12 protein-coding genes and 6 pseudogenes are annotated in these 17986 nt (G+C 54.3%); 15 read left to right on the plus strand and 3 right to left on the minus strand.

The genetic code is table 11. The features are described from left to right. Positions 1-20 precede the first annotated feature (20 nt). From purB to JCM12539_RS01650, 12 genes and pseudogenes are all read left to right on the plus strand, one after another. Positions 21-1318: pseudogene (gene purB, locus JCM12539_RS01605) on the plus strand (adenylosuccinate lyase). Positions 1319-1804: 486 nt separating this feature from the next. Further along, positions 1805-4104 (plus strand): annotated as a pseudogene (gene pcrA, locus JCM12539_RS13735) (DNA helicase PcrA). A 515-nt stretch (positions 4105-4619) separates the two neighbouring features. Then, a pseudogene (gene ligA, locus JCM12539_RS01615) lies at positions 4620-6650 on the plus strand (NAD-dependent DNA ligase LigA). 7 nt (positions 6651-6657) lie between these two features. Then, entirely contained in the window at positions 6658-7812 is a 1155-nt protein-coding gene (locus JCM12539_RS01620; RefSeq protein ID WP_054648742.1) for a CamS family sex pheromone protein, read from the plus strand. 175 nt (positions 7813-7987) lie between these two features. Continuing rightward, positions 7988-8284: an Asp-tRNA(Asn)/Glu-tRNA(Gln) amidotransferase subunit GatC gene (gatC, locus tag JCM12539_RS01625; protein ID WP_054648744.1), complete on the plus strand. Its 297-nt coding sequence runs from the start codon at positions 7988-7990 to the stop codon at positions 8282-8284. Between the two features lie 3 nt (positions 8285-8287). Beyond that, positions 8288-9745: an Asp-tRNA(Asn)/Glu-tRNA(Gln) amidotransferase subunit GatA gene (gatA, locus tag JCM12539_RS01630; RefSeq protein WP_054648746.1), complete on the plus strand. Its 1458-nt coding sequence runs from the start codon at positions 8288-8290 to the stop codon at positions 9743-9745. A 59-nt stretch (positions 9746-9804) separates the two neighbouring features. After that, positions 9805-10169: pseudogene (locus tag JCM12539_RS15660) on the plus strand (hypothetical protein). Further along, positions 10067-10542 (plus strand): annotated as a pseudogene (locus JCM12539_RS15665) (Asp-tRNA(Asn)/Glu-tRNA(Gln) amidotransferase subunit GatB); the annotation flags it as partial. The pseudogenes JCM12539_RS15660 and JCM12539_RS15665, both read left to right, overlap by 103 nt. 168 nt (positions 10543-10710) lie before the next feature. Next, positions 10711-11172: an Asp-tRNA(Asn)/Glu-tRNA(Gln) amidotransferase subunit GatB gene (locus tag JCM12539_RS14995; protein WP_369396036.1), complete on the plus strand. Its 462-nt coding sequence runs from the start codon at positions 10711-10713 to the stop codon at positions 11170-11172. Positions 11173-11233: 61 nt separating this feature from the next. Next, complete coding sequence (locus JCM12539_RS01640; protein ID WP_054648748.1) at positions 11234-12271, plus strand: diacylglycerol kinase; 1038 nt, start codon at positions 11234-11236, stop codon at positions 12269-12271. A 182-nt stretch (positions 12272-12453) separates the two neighbouring features. After that, positions 12454-13815: pseudogene (gene rlmD, locus JCM12539_RS01645) on the plus strand (23S rRNA (uracil(1939)-C(5))-methyltransferase RlmD); the annotation flags it as partial. A gap of 121 nt (positions 13816-13936) precedes the next feature. Then, on the plus strand, positions 13937-14233 hold the full coding sequence (locus JCM12539_RS01650) for a DUF1648 domain-containing protein (protein WP_225350177.1): 297 nt from the start codon (positions 13937-13939) through the stop codon (positions 14231-14233). A gap of 91 nt (positions 14234-14324) precedes the next feature. Here the strand turns inward: JCM12539_RS01650 and JCM12539_RS13740 are convergent, their stop codons facing one another. Beyond that, positions 14325-14522: a hypothetical protein gene (locus tag JCM12539_RS13740; protein ID WP_225350168.1), complete on the minus strand. Its 198-nt coding sequence runs from the start codon at positions 14520-14522 to the stop codon at positions 14325-14327. 47 nt (positions 14523-14569) lie between these two features. Continuing rightward, complete coding sequence (locus tag JCM12539_RS01655; RefSeq protein ID WP_225350169.1) at positions 14570-15742, minus strand: DHA2 family efflux MFS transporter permease subunit; 1173 nt, start codon at positions 15740-15742, stop codon at positions 14570-14572. Positions 15743-15959: 217 nt separating this feature from the next. On the opposite strand from JCM12539_RS01655, the gene JCM12539_RS01660 reads away from it, so the two are divergent. The 3 genes from JCM12539_RS01660 to JCM12539_RS01670 are packed head-to-tail and all read left to right on the plus strand — an operon-like array spanning position 15960 to position 17515. Continuing rightward, positions 15960-16352: a TetR/AcrR family transcriptional regulator gene (locus tag JCM12539_RS01660; RefSeq protein WP_054648752.1), complete on the plus strand. Its 393-nt coding sequence runs from the start codon at positions 15960-15962 to the stop codon at positions 16350-16352. Continuing rightward, on the plus strand, positions 16312-16593 hold the full coding sequence (locus JCM12539_RS01665) for a hypothetical protein (protein ID WP_156301981.1): 282 nt from the start codon (positions 16312-16314) through the stop codon (positions 16591-16593). Before JCM12539_RS01660 ends, JCM12539_RS01665 begins: the two co-directional genes overlap by 41 nt. Before the next feature lie 34 nt (positions 16594-16627). Continuing rightward, complete coding sequence (locus JCM12539_RS01670) at positions 16628-17515, plus strand: PfkB family carbohydrate kinase (RefSeq protein WP_054648756.1); 888 nt, start codon at positions 16628-16630, stop codon at positions 17513-17515. 78 nt (positions 17516-17593) lie between these two features. On the opposite strand, the gene JCM12539_RS01675 is transcribed toward JCM12539_RS01670, so the two are convergent. Next, the gene (locus JCM12539_RS01675; RefSeq protein WP_054648758.1) at positions 17594-17905 is read right to left on the minus strand and encodes a DUF2316 family protein; all 312 of its coding nucleotides are present in this window, start codon (positions 17903-17905) and stop codon (positions 17594-17596) included. Positions 17906-17986 lie beyond the last annotated feature (81 nt).

Genomic DNA, 17986 nt, shown 5'->3' on the forward strand with positions numbered 1-17986 from the left:
AGACAAGGGGGATAGGACAGATGATTGATCGCTACAGCCGTTCCGCAATGGCCGAAGTGTGGTCGGAACAGAACAAGTACGCTGCGTGGTTGGAAGTCGAGATACTAGCCGTTGAGGCGCACGCCCAGATTGGCGTGGTGCCGCAGGCTGATGCCGCCGCCGTTCGTGCACACGCGAGCGTGGATGCTGACGAGGTTGCGCGCCTGGAACTGGAGACGCGTCATGACGTGGTGGCCTTTACCCGCGCGGTTTCAGAAACGCTCGGGGACGAAAAAAAAGTGGGTGCACTACGGACTAACCAGTACTGACGTTGTGGATACCGCTCAAGGTTACTTGCTGAAGCAGCTGACGCCATTTTACGGCAGGATTTAGCCGATTTAGTTGCCGTGGTGAAGCGCCGGGCCCTAGAGTTCAAGGACACGGTGATGATGGGCCGCACGCACGGTGTGCACGCGGAGCCGACTACCTTTGGGCTGGTCCTTGCTAACTGGTACGCAGAGTTACTGCGTGACCAAAAGCGCTTTGATGATGCCGCGAGTGACGTTGAGGCGGGGAAGATTAGTGGCGCGGTCGGCACCTTTGCGAATACACCACCAGCAGTTGAGGCATACGTGACCGATCACCTAGCATTCGGGCGCAGGACGTGGCGACGCAGGTGTTGCCGCGGGACCTGCACGCACATTACATACAAACCCTGGGGTTAATTGCGACCTCCATTGAGCGGTTTGCGACCGAGGTGCGGCACCTGCAGCGTAGCGAAGTCCACGAGGTTGAGGAACATTTCCGTCCGGGGCAAAAGGGGAGTTCGGCGATGCCGCACAAGCGGAACCCAATTGGCTCCGAGAACGTCTCTGGATTGGCGCGGATTATTCGCGGGTATGCGACGCCGGCGTTAGAAGACGTGAACCTGTGGCATGAACGCGATATTAGCCACAGTTCGGCCGAACGCATCATGCTACCAGACGCAACGGGGTTATTGGACTACATCTTGCACCGGTTCACGAGCATTATCGACCAGTTGGACGTGTTCCCGGAACGGATGTTGCAAAACATGAACGCCACCCACGGTTTGATTTACAGCCAGCGGTTATTGTTGGCGTTGATTGAGGTCGGTGGCCTGAGTCGTGAAGCTGCTTACGACCGCGTACAGCCGTTGACGGCACAAGCGTGGGACAACGGCCAGGATTTCCGCAGTTTGGTGGAGGCGGACCCGGTGATTAGTGAGACGCTGACGGCGGAGCAAATTGCTGACGCCTTTGATTACCACTACCACCTGAAGCACGTGGATGATATCTTCGCGCGGCTCGGGTTAGAGTAACTGAATACTGATTGTGGCGGCACGCGTGGTCCCGGTGGGGATTACGCGCGCCGTTTTTTTTGCGTTGGGGCACGGATTTCATTCAACGCTCCGTGGCCAACCAGTGCTGGAGCGAAACCTAAAGCCCTTTAGGTGTACTGGGTTAATGTGGAACGGGAATCAATCTAAGCTTGTGTGGTGGTTATGGCGGAGGCTGGTGGGGGGGACGCGGCCGCTGCGAGTCCGAAGTTCTGTAGGAGCGCAGCGACGTGCAGAATCAAGTTTTATAGACCGGCGGGTTTTGCCGGGCTAGAAAACTCGCGGTAGCTCGGTACTAGCGTGAGCGTGAGACTGGTAGCCCGGCCGCGTACACCACCCACCAGCCGGAGTCATAACCACCACGCTAGCTGGTCGACAATTCACCCGCCACCTTTTGTCGAGCCCGTTTTTTTTGGTACCATTAAGTGTTGTTTACAGACGTAGAAAGAACACGGGGGCACTTCATCAATGGCAGCACAAACGATACTTAAAGGCATGAACGACAAGCAAAGTGAGGCCGTCCTAACCACCGAGGGCCCCGTGCTCATCATGGCGGGCGCTGGCTCCGGTAAGACGCGTGTCCTGACGCACCGTATTGCTTACCTGATTGAAGAACGAAACGTCAATCCATGGAACATACTAGCAATTACTTTTACTAACAAAGCAGCGCGGGAAATGCGCGAACGTGTCGGTGGCCTACTCGATCCGGAGCTGGCCCGCGACGTGTGGGTCTCGACCTTCCATGCCCTGTGCGTGCGTATTCTGCGGCGTGATATCGAAAAGTTGGGTTACAACCGCGCGTTCACCATCGCGGATTCGTCCGAGCAGCTAACGTTGATTAAGCACGTAATGCGCGACCAGAATATCGACACGAAGCAGTTTGACCCCAAGGCCGTGCTGGGGGCCATTAGTTCGGCTAAGAACGACCTGCTGACACCGAAGGATTACGCTGAGCAGGCCGCTAACCCCTTTGAGAAGATTACCGCGGACGTGTACAAGGAGTATCAGCACCGATTGCGTGGTGACTCCGCACTCGACTTTGATGACCTCATTATGCAGACCATCCTCCTGTTCCGGCAGGACGCCGACACGCTGGCCTACTACCAGCGCAAGTTCCATTACGTCCACGTTGATGAATACCAGGATACCAACGAGGCGCAGTACCAGCTAGTTCGCCTGCTGGCAGACGGTTATCACAACCTGTGTGTGGTGGGGGATGCTGACCAAAGTATTTATGGCTGGCGTGGTGCCAACATGCAGAATATCCTGGACTTCCAGAAGGACTATCCGCAGGCGCAGGTGATCCTGCTGGAGCAGAACTACCGAAGTACCCAAAACATCCTGGACGCCGCCAACTCGGTGATTAAGAATAACGTGAAGCGGCAAGTGAAGCATTTATGGACCGAAAACGGTACCGGCGACAAAATTACGTATTATCGGGCTCAAAGCGAGCGTGATGAGGCGTACTTTATCATCCGGCAGATTGAGAAGTTGGTACGGTCAGACCACTATAAGTATGGCGACTTTGCCATTTTGTACCGTACCAACGCGCAGTCCCGTTCCGTCGAAGAGGCGTTCCTCAAGAGTTCGATTCCGTACAAGATTGTTGGGGGTCACAAGTTCTACGACCGGAAGGAAATTCGCGATGCCCTCGGGTACTTTAGCCTGGTGGTTAACGGGGCGGATAACCTGAGCTTTGAACGGGTGGTGAACTCGCCCAAGCGGGGGATTGGTCCCGGTAGTATTGCCAAGCTGACGGCATTTGCTGACGAGCACGGCTGGTCGCTACTCGACGCCGCGGAGAACGTGGAGTTGTCGCCGTTACCGGCCCGCCCGCGCAAGCAGTTTGCGGAGTTTGCCCAGATGGTGACGGAGTTGCGCAAGAAGCGGTTGGACGGCACCATTAGCGACCTCATGGAGCTGTACTGGAGGACTCCGGTTACCTAGATGCGCTGCGCAATGAGCATACGATTGAGGCGGACGCGCGGATTGATAACTTGCAGGAACTCCTGACGGTGACGCAAAACTTTGATGCCCATTACGAACCGGAGGACGAGGAGAGCGACATCTTCGTCGACTTCCTGGCCGAGTTGGCCCTAGTGTCCGATCAGGACGACGTTGAGGAGGAGGCGCAGGAAGTCACTTTGATGACGCTCCACGCAGCCAAAGGTTTGGAATTCCCGGTTGTCTTCCTGATTGGGATGGAAGAGGGACTATTCCCGTTGTCCCGTGCGGCGGCCGACGAGAGCGAGCTCGAGGAAGAACGGCGGTTAGCCTACGTGGGAATCACGCGGGCAAAGCGGAAGTTATTCCTGACGAACGCGTACTCGCGGATGTTCCACGGCCAGCACCAGAACAACCCGGCGAGCCGGTTCATTGATGAAATTGATGATAGTTTGTTGGACGTGGCGAATGCGGCGGCGCCGACAAGTGATATTCCGTTCATCAACAGGCGGGATTACGGCCGTACGGGTGGTACTGGCAGTACGGGTGCCGCGGCCAAGTGGGGCAAGGAACGTGATGCCCGGGCACAGAGTACGGCGTACGGACAGCATAGTGATCACGCAAAGGTGGTCGCGGGGGCGCCAACGACGGGTGCAGGCGCTGTTAGTTGGGCAGCAGGCGATAAGGTGACTCACCGCAAGTGGGGTGAGGGCACCGTGGTGAAGGTTGAGGGGACTGGTGAGGACCAGGAACTGGATATTGCCTTCCCAGAGCAAGGAATTAAGCGGTTGTTGGCGGCGTTTGCTCCGATTAAGAAAGAGTAGAGAGCGCAGCAGGCCGTTTATGCGGCGTCTTCTGGCCTGCGGAGCTCGTTTCCATACCTCACACTAACGCGTAAACAGCGCAGCATTTAACCACCAATTAATGAGCCCGCACTTGGCCTTTTGGTGAGAGCGGGTTACGCGCAGTTTTCTGCCTTGCGGAGCTCGTTTTAGAGAGTGCAGCCCCGCGGTTAGAAACCAGAGTATAAGTAGTTACGAGCGAGAATCCCGCACTTAGATTCTTGATCGTAACTGCTTATACGTCGGTTTCTGCGGGGTGGAGCTCGTTTCCATACCTCGCACTAACGCGTAAACAGGGCAGCATTTACCCACCAATTAATGAATGCCGGCACTTGACCTTTTACTGAGAGCGGCTCACACACAATCAGCCTCTACTTCAGTAATTCCTCACATCAAATTAAACCAGAGAGTTCTACAGCAACTACACCTTGCATCACAACCCTAACCCGGTGGCCCATCCCGGCCACCATTACATACACAAAAAGGAGGCCCCCAACATGGCTACAGAACCAGATATTGCAACGTTAACGTTGGCCGATGCGACCAATGAGGCGGCGGCGTTACGCGACCAGTTGAACCAGTGGCGGCGTGAGTACTACACGGAAGATGCACCCAGTGTGACCGATGCAGAATACGACCAGCGTTATCAGCGTCTGTTAGCAATCGAGGGGCGCTTTCCTGAACTCGTGGTCCCCGACTCCCCAACCCAACAAGTCGGGGATGTGGTCTCACCGGACTTTACCAAAGTTCCGCACGCGGTACCGATGCTGTCCATGGGCGACGTCTTTTCGCTGGAAGAACTTGGTGAGTTTGACGCCCGGCTCCGTAAGACTACTGACCAGGACTTTGATTACAACGTTGAACTGAAGATCGACGGCCTGTCGCTGTCCCTGGTTTACACAGATGGTGAGCTGACTCAGGCCTCCACCCGGGGCAACGGGCAGGTGGGTGAAGACGTGACGGTTAACGCCCGCCAAATTGCCGATATCCCGCAAAAGCTGAGCCGACCGTTGACGCTGGAAGTTCGGGGCGAGTGTTATATGCCCAAAGCAGCGTTTGCCGAGCTGAACGCTGAGCGTGAAGCGCAGGGGCTGGACAACTTTGCCAACCCCCGTAACGCGGCCGCTGGTTCACTGCGTCAGTTGGATCCCCAAGTCACGAAACGCCGGCAATTGGCGACCTTCATCTACACGTTGATGGATGTCGACCAATTTGGTGTCACCCGGCAGGACGAGGCCATTGCGTTCATGGCTGACCTCGGCTTCGCCACGAACCCGAGTTCCGAAGTGCACCACGACGTTACCACCCTGGCCGACTACATTGAACGGTATACGGCTCAACGTGACGGTCTCAGCTACGGCATCGACGGGATCGTGCTCAAAGTGAACGACCTGGCCCTCCAGCAAGCCATGGGCAACACGGTGAAGGTGCCCCGTTGGGAGATTGCCTACAAGTTTCCGCCCGAGGAGGCGGCAACCGTGGTTCGAGACATCGAGTGGACGGTTGGGCGCACCGGGTGGTTACACCAACAGCCGTTATGGATACGGTGACCCTGGCCGGCACGCAGGTTAGCCGCGCGACTTTGCATAACCCCGACTTCATCGCGGCCAAAGACATTCGGGTGGGCGACACAGTGTACCTGCACAAAGCTGGGGACATCATCCCCGAAGTTTCGCGGGTTGACCTACAACGGCGCCCGGCCGATAGCGCACCGTACGCGGTGCCGACGCGTTGTCCATCCTGTGGCGCGGAGCTGGTCCACATTGAAGACGAGGTCGCATTACGCTGTATCAATCCGGCTTGCCCGGCACAGATGCAGGCGCGGCTGACTCACTTTGCCAGTCGTGGCGCCATGAATATTGATGGCTTGGGCCCCAAGATCATCGCACAATTACTCGACCGCGGTTTGGTCCACGACGTCGCGGATTTGTACACGTTGACGGCCGACAGTTTGGGCCAGTTGGATAAGTTTAAAGAAAAATCAATTGCGAACCTCTTGCAGGCCATCGACAATAGCCGTCATAATTCAGTTGAACGTTTACTCACCGGCCTAGGGATTCGCCACGTGGGGGGCAAAGCTGCGGCGCTGATTGCGGAGGCGTTTGGCGATGTCGATACCATGATGGCAGCCGACGCGGATGCCATTGCCGCCGTTCCTGGTGTAGGTCCAATTATTGCGGACGCAGTGGTGCAGTATTGTGCCCAGCCAGAGTCCGCGGCTTTGTTCACCAAACTGGCGGACGCGGGCGTGAACCTGCGTTACACTACCTCAGTACCGACCCCGGCTGCGGACAGCTTTGTGAGCGGCCAGACGGTCGTGATCACCGGTAAGTTTGAGGCGTTTTTCGCGGCCTGAGTTGACCAAGCGGCTCAAGGCGTTGGGCGCCAAAGTGACGGGTTCGGTTTCTGGCAAGACGGACCTGCTGGTTGCGGGTGCGGATGCCGGTAGTAAGCTGACTAAGGCCCAAAACCTGGGTGTCCGGGTGATGGACGAAAATGAATTGATGCAGTCATTAGATGAGAATTGAGGCAATTATGAAAAAGCTTGTAACTGTTGTGGGTGCCTGTGCCGCCGCTTTGCTGTTGGCAGCGTGTGGCAACCTCAGCTTTGATACGAATAGTAGTGGCTCGACCAGTTCAACCAAGACTTCCAGTTACACGACGACGGGGACGGCTAGCGACGACACGTACCAAAGTGTCATCGAGGGCGGTAAGTACAAGGTTTCCAAGTCGCGCGGACTGCAGCTGACGGAGAACACCCAGAACGACAACACCTACAACGTGCGGAGTATGGAAAATGGCTTGGTGGATTTGTCCAAGAAGCAGTTTTCCACGACGAAGTATCTGTTTGAGGAGGGTCAGTTACTGAGTACGAGCACGCTGGAAAATTGGCTGGGGCGTTACAGCAGCAGTAATAAGCTAGGGTTAAACCCAGAGGACAACGGCAAGACGGGTGAGAATGACCGGAACCCGATGTACCTACAGACCGTTTTGGAACAGGATTACATGTTGCAAAGTGGTAGTAAGCTCAAGCTGGGGGGTGTATCCGTTGCGTTGGGGATGAACTCCGTTGATTACTACACCAAGGAGAGTTACGGTGCCCAGTATTCGACAACGATTCCCACGGCTACTTTGACGGCTAAGGGCAAAGAGATGGCTTCCAAGGTTGTCGCCCGGTTACGGCAGAAGAGCAGTGTGGGCAACAGTACGCCGATTTTAATTGCTATCTATAAGGGCAACACGCAGGATGCGCTGGTTGGCGGCACGTTCGTCACGTACGCGGTCAGCAAGTCCGGTAACTCGATTGCCAGCTGGAACGATGTGAACGAAAAGAACGAGACGTTGCCGGTGGTGAACAACAAGACGCCGATTAATTCAACGGTATCGAATGATTTCAACACCTTTGAGAGCAAGGTTAAGTCGTTCTTCCCGAAGCTGGCCGGGGTTACGGCCCAGGCGCACTACGAGAAGGGGCAACTGCAGGGCCTCAATATTGACGTGACGACCCAGTTCTACGGGCAGACGGAAATCAATAGCTTCACGCAGTACGTGGTCACGGCCGCAAGCAAGTACCTGCCGTCCGACGCGGAGATCCAGATTAACATCAAGTCGGTACAACAGATGGAAGCATTTGCGGAACGGAAATCGGGCTCCAAGTCGTTCTACACGCACGTGTTTAGTAGTTATTAATGGGGATACCTTAAAGTACGGTTTTTCTCTAAATATTTAGGTTGGCGTGGTGGAGGCACACCCATCACGTCAACCGGCCGCCGAGGCACATTCAAACGGGTATAACCGTGGTGCCTGTGGTAGAATTAGCTAGTTAGTAATATGGATGAATAAATGGGAAGTAGGTAATAGGTGCATGATTACAAAGGAATCTGTAGCCCACGTAGCCGGATTAGCCAAGTTGCAGTTCACTGATGAGGAACTGCAACACTTTACCGGTCAACTGGACGAAATTCTGAACATGGTTGACCAGCTCAGCGAAGTTGACACTGAAGACGTGCCGGTCACCACCCAAAACGTGGTGCTCGAAAACGTTTTGCGTGCGGATGAAGCGACAATGGTGACGCCGCGAGCAGAATTGATGCGTAACGTACCAACCGAAAAGGACGGCCTCATTCAGGTGCCGGCCATCATTGACAAGGAGGAGGACTAGCGCGTGGATTACTATAAGACCGATATTGAGCAGTTACACTCCGACTTGGTGGCTGGTAAAACGACCAGTGCTGACCTGACCGATGCCACGTTCAAAGCCATTGCGGCCAAGGACGACGACGTCCAGGCCTTTTTGGCGTTGAATGAAGAAACGGCCACTAAGGATGCCCAAGACCAGGACGCCCAGGGCATTGCCGCTGACGCGACTTTGGCCGGGATCCCGGTTGCCATCAAGGACAACATTGTCACGAAGGACCTGACGACAACGGCTGCTTCCAAGATGCTGGCCAACTTTGTACCCATTTACGATGCAACGGTAATTGAACGGCTGCGTCAGGCGGGGATGATTGTTGTTGGTAAGACCAACATGGATGAATTTGCCATGGGTTCTTCAACGGAAAATTCCGCCTTCAAAACCACTAAGAACGCGTGGGACCACACCAAGGTACCAGGTGGTTCTTCCGGTGGCTCCGCTGCGGCTGTCGCTTCCGGCGAAGTTTTGGTCGCTTTGGGTTCCGATACTGGTGGCTCAATTCGCCAGCCAGCCGCGTTCAACGGTATTGTTGGTTTTAAGCCAACGTACGGTCGCGTGTCGCGCTGGGGCCTGATCGCCTTTGGCTCCAGCCTGGATGCCATTGGGACGTTGACGCGTTCCGTGCGTGATTCCGCGCACGTGATGAACGCCATCGTTGGCGCGGACGAACGCGATACGACGACCGTTCCCCGTGCGCAGGAAGACCTGGGTGCGAAGATTGGTCAGTCCATTAAGGGCATGAAGATTGCTTTGCCGAAGGAGTACCTGGGTGAAGGGGTCGATGCCGGCGTGCGCGAGCGCATCGAAGCTGCTGCTGAACAGTTTCGGGCAATGGGTGCAACTGTTGAGACGGTCAGCCTGCCACATACACAGTACGCGGTGCCGACTTACTACATCATCGCTAGTTCAGAAGCTAGCTCGAACTTGCAGCGTTTTGACGGGATCCGTTACGGTTTCCGGGCCAAAGACGTGCAGTCACTCGAGTCGGTTTACGTGCGTTCCCGCTCCGAAGGCTTTGGCGACGAGGTCAAGCGGCGGATTATGCTCGGGACCTTCAGTCTGAGTGCTGGGTTCTACGATGCGTACTTTAAGAAGGCCGCACAGGTGCGGACCCTAATTAGCCGCGACTTTGAGGATGTCTTCAAGGATTACGACCTGGTGATGGGCCCAACCACACCGACGCCAGCTTTTGAAGTTGGCTCGAAGGTGACGGACCCGCTGACGATGTACATGAACGACATCTTGACGATTCCCGTCAACTTGGCTGGCCTACCAGCTGCGTCGATTAACGGTGGTTTTGTCGACGGTATGCCAATTGGCCTGCAACTGATTGGTAAGGCCTTTGATGAGGCCACGATTTACCAGGCAGCGGCTGCGTTTGAGGATGCTAACGACTACAAGGACCAGACTCCAGGGGGGCAGAACTAATGAACTTTGAAACCACCATTGGGCTCGAGGTCCACATTGAGTTGAAGACCAAGAGTAAGATGTACTCACCGTCACCGGTAACGTACGGTGCGGACCCTAACACCGCTACAAATGTCATTGACTGGGGGTACCCAGGGTACTACCGTCCGCAAACCGCGGGGCGTACTCACTAGGAATCATGGTTGCGTTGGCCCTGCACGCCGACGTTACCCGCTTTACCCACTTTGACCGGAAGAACTATTTCTACGCCGATAACCCCAAAGCCTACCAAATCACCCAGTCCGAAACCCCGTTAGCCACCAATGGTTACGTGGAGATTGAGTGGATGGCAAGACTAAGAAGATTGGGATTGAGGAGCTGCACGTCGAAGAGGATGCGGGTAAGAACACGCATGCTGACGACGGTTATTCCTACGTTGACTTGAACCGGCAGGGGACACCTTTGATTGAAATCGTGTCGAAACCGGACATCGAATCACCCGAAGAGGCGTACCAGTACCTTGAAACACTCCGTCAAATCGTGCAGTTTACCGGGGCTTCCGACGTGAAGATGGAGGAAGGTTCCATGCGTGCCGACTCTAACTTGTCGGTCCGGCCGATTGGGCAAAAGGAGTACGGTACCAAGACCGAAATCAAGAACGTGAACAGTTTTAACTACGTTCGGAGCGCGCTGGCCTTTGAACAGAAGCGTCAGATTGGCTTGCTGATGGCGGGCCAGACGATTCGTCCGGAGACTCGGCGTTGGGATGAACCTAGCAATCAACCATCCTGATGCGGGTTAAGGAAGGTGCGGATGATTACCGTTACTTCCCTGAACCTGATCTGCCGCCAGTCGTGGTATCACAAGACTGGGTGGATGAGGTTGCCGCTAAATTACCAGAGGCACCCAAAGTCCGCCGGCAGCGGTACGTTCAAGAGTTGGGACTGCCCGAATACGATGCTGGTGTGCTGACTAACACCAAGGAAATGTCAGATTTCTTTGACCAGGTCGTGGCACTTGGTGCGGACGCTAAGCAAGCGTCCAACTACCTGATGGGTGACGTATCCGCCTACCTAAACGATCAGCAGGTGGAATTGCCCGACATTGCGTTGACGCCAGAGCACCTCGCAGCGATGATCAAGCTGATTACCGACGGGACAATCTCTAGCAAGATTGCCAAGAAGGTGATTGCGGAAATCATCAAGAACGATACCGACCCAGAGGCATGGGTGAAGGCTAAAGGCATGGTGCAGGAATCCGATCCTGCCGTGCTGACACCGATTATCACGGACATCCTGGATGCCAATGAACAGAGTATCGAGGACTTCAAGAACGGTAAGGACCGTGCCATTGGGTTCTTGGTGGGTCAGATCATGAAGCAGACTCGTGGTAAGGCCAACCCTAAGGTCGTTAACCAGATTTTGATGAGTGAGATTAAGAAGCGCTAGCCGACGTGGATTACGATTGGAACCGCGTTGGTACCCGCAGTAATTGTTGAGGAGGAGTCACATGCAGCCGCGTGCACGATTAATTTATAACCCGACCAGTGGTAACGAAGGTATGGGTAAATACGTTGCCGACATTTTGGACGTGATGGAGAGTGCCGGCTACGAGGCTTCGGCTTACCGGACGACACCCGCACCACTGTCGGCACGGGATGAAGCCGCCCGCGTGAGCAAGGCTGGCTTTGACCTAGTGGTTGCCGCCGGTGGGGATGGCACCATCAACGAAGTGGTGAACGGGATTGCCCCGTGCAAGCACCGTCCCCGGATGGGTATCATTCCCGCCGGCACCACTAACGATTACGCGCGGGCGCTTCACATCCCGCGGGAAGATCCGGTTGCCGCCGCCAAGGTGATTGCACGCGGTCAGACGCTACGCATGGACATCGGGAAGGCCAACGATAAGTACTTTATGAATATCGCTGGTGGTGGTTCATTGACCGAGTTAACCTACGGGGTGCCCAGCGAGTTCAAGTCCATCTTTGGCTACCTCGCGTACCTAATCAAAGGTGCCGAAATGTTACCCGCCATGAAAAACGTGCCGATGCACATCAAGTTTGACGATGGTGAGTATGATGGGCAGGCGTCCATGTTTTTGATTGGCTTGACCAACTCAATTGGTGGTTTCGAGCAGATTGTGCCTGACGCTGAATTGGGTGACGGTAAGTTCACCATGATTGTGGTTAAAACCGCGAACTTGGGTGAAATTCTGAAGCTAATTGCCATGGTCTTCAACGGTGGTAAGCACGTGGACGATGACAATATCATCTACGCAAAGACGGCCAAAATTGAGGCCACCCGCACTGATGGGGAGCCGTTGAAAATCAACCTGGACGGTGAGTATGGCGGTGATACGCCGATGACGTTCTTGAACTTGAGCCGCCATATCGAGATGTTCGCCAACGTGGATGATATTCCCGACGCCAACATTGCCCCGCAAAATCAGCTCTCACAAGAGGAGCTGATGAACGAGGTGGAACGCATCTCGGAACAGGATCTCAACGGTGACGGTACGATTGGCGGATCGGACGACGAGTTCAAGTAGGCTAGTTGTTTGTGGCCGCATTATGGCGGTGACGGTGGCAGTACGTTAACCGCGTTGTTGCCACCGGTAATTTAGTCAGTTAGTATTATCAATAGTTGATAAAGGAGTCGGGGCGATATTTCCGGCTCCTTTAGTCAGTATGTAAGCAATTGGTGTTAGTGCCCGTAGAAAGAGGTATTTCAATAATGCAAACACCCGTAAAGAAGAACCAGGAAGTTAAGGTGACCGTCAGTGACCTATCGTACGAGGGGATGGGGGTCGCCAAAGTTGACGGTTACCCGCTGTTCGTGGATAACGCGTTGCCGGGCGAGGAAGTATTAATCCACGTCACTAAGGCAAACAAAAACTATGGCTTTGCCTTCGTGAAGCAGTTTTACAAGGAATCACCCGACCGTGTGGCAGTGTCTAACCGCGTGTACGCGCAGACTGGCATTGCCCCACTGCAGCACCTGGCCTATCCTGCACAGTTGAAGTTCAAGCAAAATCAGATTGAGCAACTATTTAAGAAGTCGCATCTGGACATCCACGTAGCCCCGACTTTGGCAGCACCCATGCAGACCGGTTACCGCAACAAGGCGCAGATTCCGGTCCGCGAGGTTAACGGACAACTGGAGACCGGCTTCTACCGGCGGCGCAGTCACACTTTGATTCCCATCGAGGATTACTACATCCAAGATCCGGCCATTGACCAAACCGTTCTGGTTGTGCGTGACCTATTACGTCAGTACAACGTGCCGGCGTACGACGAGGCCCACAACACGGGTGTGATTCGGCACGTGATGGTGCGGCGCGGGTATTACACCCACCAGACGATGGTGGTACTAATTACCCGGACGCGCGACCTACCTCACGCTGATGAAATTGTGGCGGGCATTACTGCCGCCATTCCTGAGGTGTCGAGTATCGTGTTGAACATGAACCCGGATGCCACGAACGTTATCTTGGGTCGGCGTTCCCGGACCCTGTACGGCCACGATTACTTGGAAGACCAACTGCTGGGCAGTACGTTCCGTATTTCGGCGACCAGTTTTTACCAGGTCAATCCGCGACAAACCGAGAACCTTTACAAGCTGGCCGTGGACGCTGCTGGCTTAACGGGCAAAGAAGTTGTCATTGATGCGTACTCTGGTATCGGGACGATTAGCCTAACGATGGCCCGTCACGCGCAGCACGTCTATGGTGTTGAGGTGGTCCCGGCTGCAGTTGCTGATGCGCGGGTGAACGCAGAAATTAACGGTATCGACAACGTCACCTTTGAACTAGGCAAAGCCGAAGACGTAATGCAGACGTGGCGTGAGAACGGTTTGGCCGCCGACGTGTTGATGGTTGACCCACCGCGCAAAGGTTTGGCGGGTGATTTTATTGATGCCGTGGGTGTAATGCTGCCCAAGAAGGTGGTCTACGTTTCGTGTAACCCGGCCACACTTGCCCGCGACATTGCTTTGCTGCAGGACTTTGGTTATCACGCCGAAGAAACCCAGCCGGTCGACATGTTCCCGCAAACCACCCACGTGGAAAGCGTGACGGTGTTGACGCGGGGTAGATTCGTTGGTGGCAGGAGCGACGCTAAAACGGCGCTGTCTACTGTAAGCAACCTTGAATTATTAGGGGGCGGTTGTTGTGAAACGACTAGTGTGGATTATGCGCGGACTGGATGCCGTATTGGTGATAGTCGGTCTGGTGCTACTGGTGGTTAGCCACGGGCGGGTCGTGACGCACTGGAACGGTAATGGGGTAGTGGATGCCACGGGACCGCGGTACATGGTCTTTACCATTCCGGTAGTTTTGGTTGTATATGGCGAAGTCAGCCTGTGGCTCGCACGTCGTCGCCGCCGTGTTGACGGGCTTGAGGGCATTAACGTGATGTTGGCTAACGAATGGCGCTATGTTGGTGGTGCTGTTGTGCTGACCGTGGTTGGTTTGATTACCATGCCACTACAGGTTGGGCTCCACCTGTTTTAACGGTGTAATTAAAAAGTTCATTGCTTCTATCCGTTGCGTATGGCGGTCAGAAGTAATGAACTTTTTGTTTGGTAATGATGCTGTGACGACGTTAAGCTGCGGCTTTGCCTAAGCGGTTGGTGAGAAACAGTGACGGTAGCATGAGCACTGCCGTGAAGATGACGGCCCATAGGAACCCCTGCTGGTAGCTCACCGCGATGTGGCTTAATGTGCGGCTGTGTTGGTTCTGAAAGTTGACCACGACCGTGGCGAGGACGGCGGAACCAAAGGCGCCACCAACATTTTGCATTATCCGGGTAGCAATGGATACCTGCCCGGAAAGCTTTGGATCCGCCCCTACAAAGCGTCGGTCATTAGGGGACTGAGAATTGCGCCGGCACCAATACCCCGGACGAAGAGGACGATGGTTAATAGCCAATAAGCGGTGTGTTGGTCAAAGTAGATAAAGGGCACAGACCCGACCATAGTGATGGCTAGGCCACCAACTGCTACCCACCGTGCACCAATACGGTCGATCAATTGGCCAACCACTGGACGGGCGAGGAGCATACCGATCCCTTGTGGCAGTAATGATAGACCGGCGATGGCGACTGATTCTCCCCGTAAGTTTTGGAAGAATAGTGGCAATAAGAGCATCGGGCCGTTGGTAACGATACCTGCAATGAATAATCCCAGCATTGAAGCTGAGAAGTTGATGTGGTGAAAAAGTGATAGTGGAACCACTGCACTAGTTGGTCGTAACCACGCGTAAATAACGTACGCGGCCGCGAGTGCGATCCCAATTAACACGTAGGTAAGGGTTGTGCTATTGGTCAGGTTAGCTTTTTGACTTGCCTGGACAATACCGTAGATAATGCTGGCGGACATCAACGACAGTAGCGTAACACCGATCCAATCAAACCGGGAGTGTGGGTTTTTGGGTGTCATCTGGGGAAGACGGAACCAGATAAGGGTGACCGCAATTATTACTACGGGGATGTTAACAAAGAAGATCCAGCGCCAGTTAAGGTACTGGACAATCAGACCACCAACCACCGGACCAACGATTGGGCCGAGCATAATCGGTAACCCCACAATGGCCATAAGCCGCCCCATAGCTCCTGATCCCGCGACGTCAACTAGTAGTGTAGTTAGAAGTGGGGTGATGAGTCCGGCACCAAAGCCCTGAAATAAGCGGAATGTAATTAAACTGGTGATGTTCCAGGACAGCGCCGCACCCAGTGACATCACACCAAAGATAATTTCAGCAATCAAGAATACGGTTTTGCCACCAAACCGGTCGTTCAGCCAACCAGTGAAGGGGACCGCCACCACCATGGCGAGCATGTAACCCGTTACGACCCACTGAACGGTGTCGAGACCGGTGTTGAAGCTACGAGCCAGGTGATCAAGTGCAATGTTGACCATGGTTGAATCTAATAAGGGAGCGATGGCCCCCAGTACAATAATCCATGCTTGATTCACTACTGATCGTGGCAGTGCGTTTGTTTTGGTAGTTCTTGCAGTCATATGTTAATGGCCTCCTCAAATAAGGTACTTTAGTTTCTAAAATTGGGTACTCGAGTACCTTAAACCTACGTTAAAAGAAAGTCAACCGTAATTGAGGTCGGGATTACTTTGTTGGTATTGGTGAGCAGTCTGCCAGTTACATGGCGAACGGTGAAACTAACGCTAGGAGTGGAAACGTATGGTAAAATTATCTGGAATCATTACGGGGGGCGGTTGAATGACTGAACAAACTGATCAAAATCACGGTCAAGCCAAGCGCACGCGCCGACGTGGAGCGGCGCTGGAAGCAGACATATTAGCTAGTACACTCACATTGCTGGAAACTACACGGTATGAAGATTTGACCATGGAACTGATTGCACGTCACGCTCACACCAACAAGAGCGTGTTGTACCGTCGCTGGCCCTCCAAAACAGATGTTGTTTTGGCGGCCATTCGGTCAAGAATTCCAGTTCAGCAATTTAAGGAGCCGGATACTGGTACCGTCCACTCTGATTTATTGGCGATGTACGATGAAATTTTCACCGTCATGGAACAAATGCACTACGGCAACATTATGGGGCTGTTACGTGAACGGCTACACGGTATCAGCATTGGGGATTTTTTTTGATCGGTTTGCCGGGCGGAATTATCTCACCCAAATTGTGCGCCGGATCTTTGGCCGTGCTGCCGAGCGGGGCCACGTCAACCTTGATGATGTGGATGACTTGATGTATGAATTACCAGTATTAACGGCTGGGTCGATTTTCTACGGCCATCGGGACGCCCCGAGTCGTGCGCAGTTGCATGGGTTGGTAGAGCGGATATTGATGCCCGTGTACGCGCGGATACTCGATACGCAAGAATTGTAATTAATGCTGAGATCGTAACGGAAGGATAACTTTGATGAACTCGACTTTGATTTTTGGCACCGCGCTCGTAGACGCACTGATGGACATCCCCGGAGTGCCGGTTAGCGGGGGCAACGTGCTGGGCGACTTTACTGAGTACCAAGTGGGAGGCTGTGCCATTAATGCGTTTTGTGCACTACGCTATGCGGGTGCCCAGGCCGACTTGTTTGTACCGGTTGGTCACGGTCCTAACGCAGACCATATTAGTGACCACATTCGGAAAATTGGTGAAACGCCGCACGTTATCCCGGGTACGGCGGATAACGGCTGGACCGTGGCCATGATCGAACCGGATGGGGAGCGTACCTTCATCGTGTTGCCCGGGATGGAGCAACTGATGCGTGCTGATTGGCTGAAGCAACTGGACATGACGCAGTATGACTATTTGTACCTGAGTGGCTTTCAACTGACGAACCCACAGGTGGCCCAGGACGTCGCGGCTTTCTATAGCCACCGCCGTCCGGACTCAACCGTCTTATTTGATGTGGCCGCGCGTATTCAAAGCGTGGACCACGCGTTACTCATGGATTTATTACGCTCGGGCGTGATGGTGCACTGCAACGAGGTTGAGTTGCCGCAGGTGGGCGAAGGGGACACCTTTGATGAACGGGTGGCCTATCTGCATAACCTCACACATCAGCCGGTCATCGTAACCCTGGGGGCTCAGGGTACGTATTATTACGTTAGTGAGACTGACAAAGGTGTCGTGCCGGGTGAACACGTCGATGTGGTCAACACGGTTGGTGCGGGCGATAGTCATTGTGGTGGGATGCTCGCAGGCTTGGCTCAGGGCCTATCGGTGCGCGACGCCGTGGGCCTGGGTAACCGGCTGGCGGCGAAGGTTTGCGGAATGCAGACGAACATGCTGCCGGTAGTGGGTTAGGTGCGGATCAAAAAATGCAAGAAAAACCGTTGCGCAATCGCCAAAGTTTTTGGCCGGCGCAACGGTTTTTGTATAGTCCTAATAATCACCCGCAGTCATGTGTCCTCGATCAATCGCGTCAGCGTCTAGGAACCAGTGACGATGCCAATCGCCGCTGAGGGCGGTGAAGGGTATTGGGGTCTCGCCCGCTGCAGTAACGGCCTGTAACAGATAGTTGCGCAATATCCACGGATCATTCAGTGATTGTTGCTGGAGGGTCATGAGCCTTTCTAGCTTGGTGGTAGTAATGTGTAGGTCAGCAGCAACCGCTGCCGGTGTTTTGCCCGTGAGTTCAAAGTTAGCGGCAAACTCGCGCTTCGTGTCCTCAACCTGTTGTTGTGTCAGTGACATAGGTGTACCCCCATCATTTGCTTAAAGTTGTAATTACAAGTGTTTCGCGAATAGTGTACCTTTTTGTACGTAGGTTGTCAA

The sequence above is a fragment of the Lacticaseibacillus pantheris DSM 15945 = JCM 12539 = NBRC 106106 genome (assembly GCF_001311175.1).
In the GTDB taxonomy this organism is placed as follows: domain Bacteria; phylum Bacillota; class Bacilli; order Lactobacillales; family Lactobacillaceae; genus Lacticaseibacillus; species Lacticaseibacillus pantheris.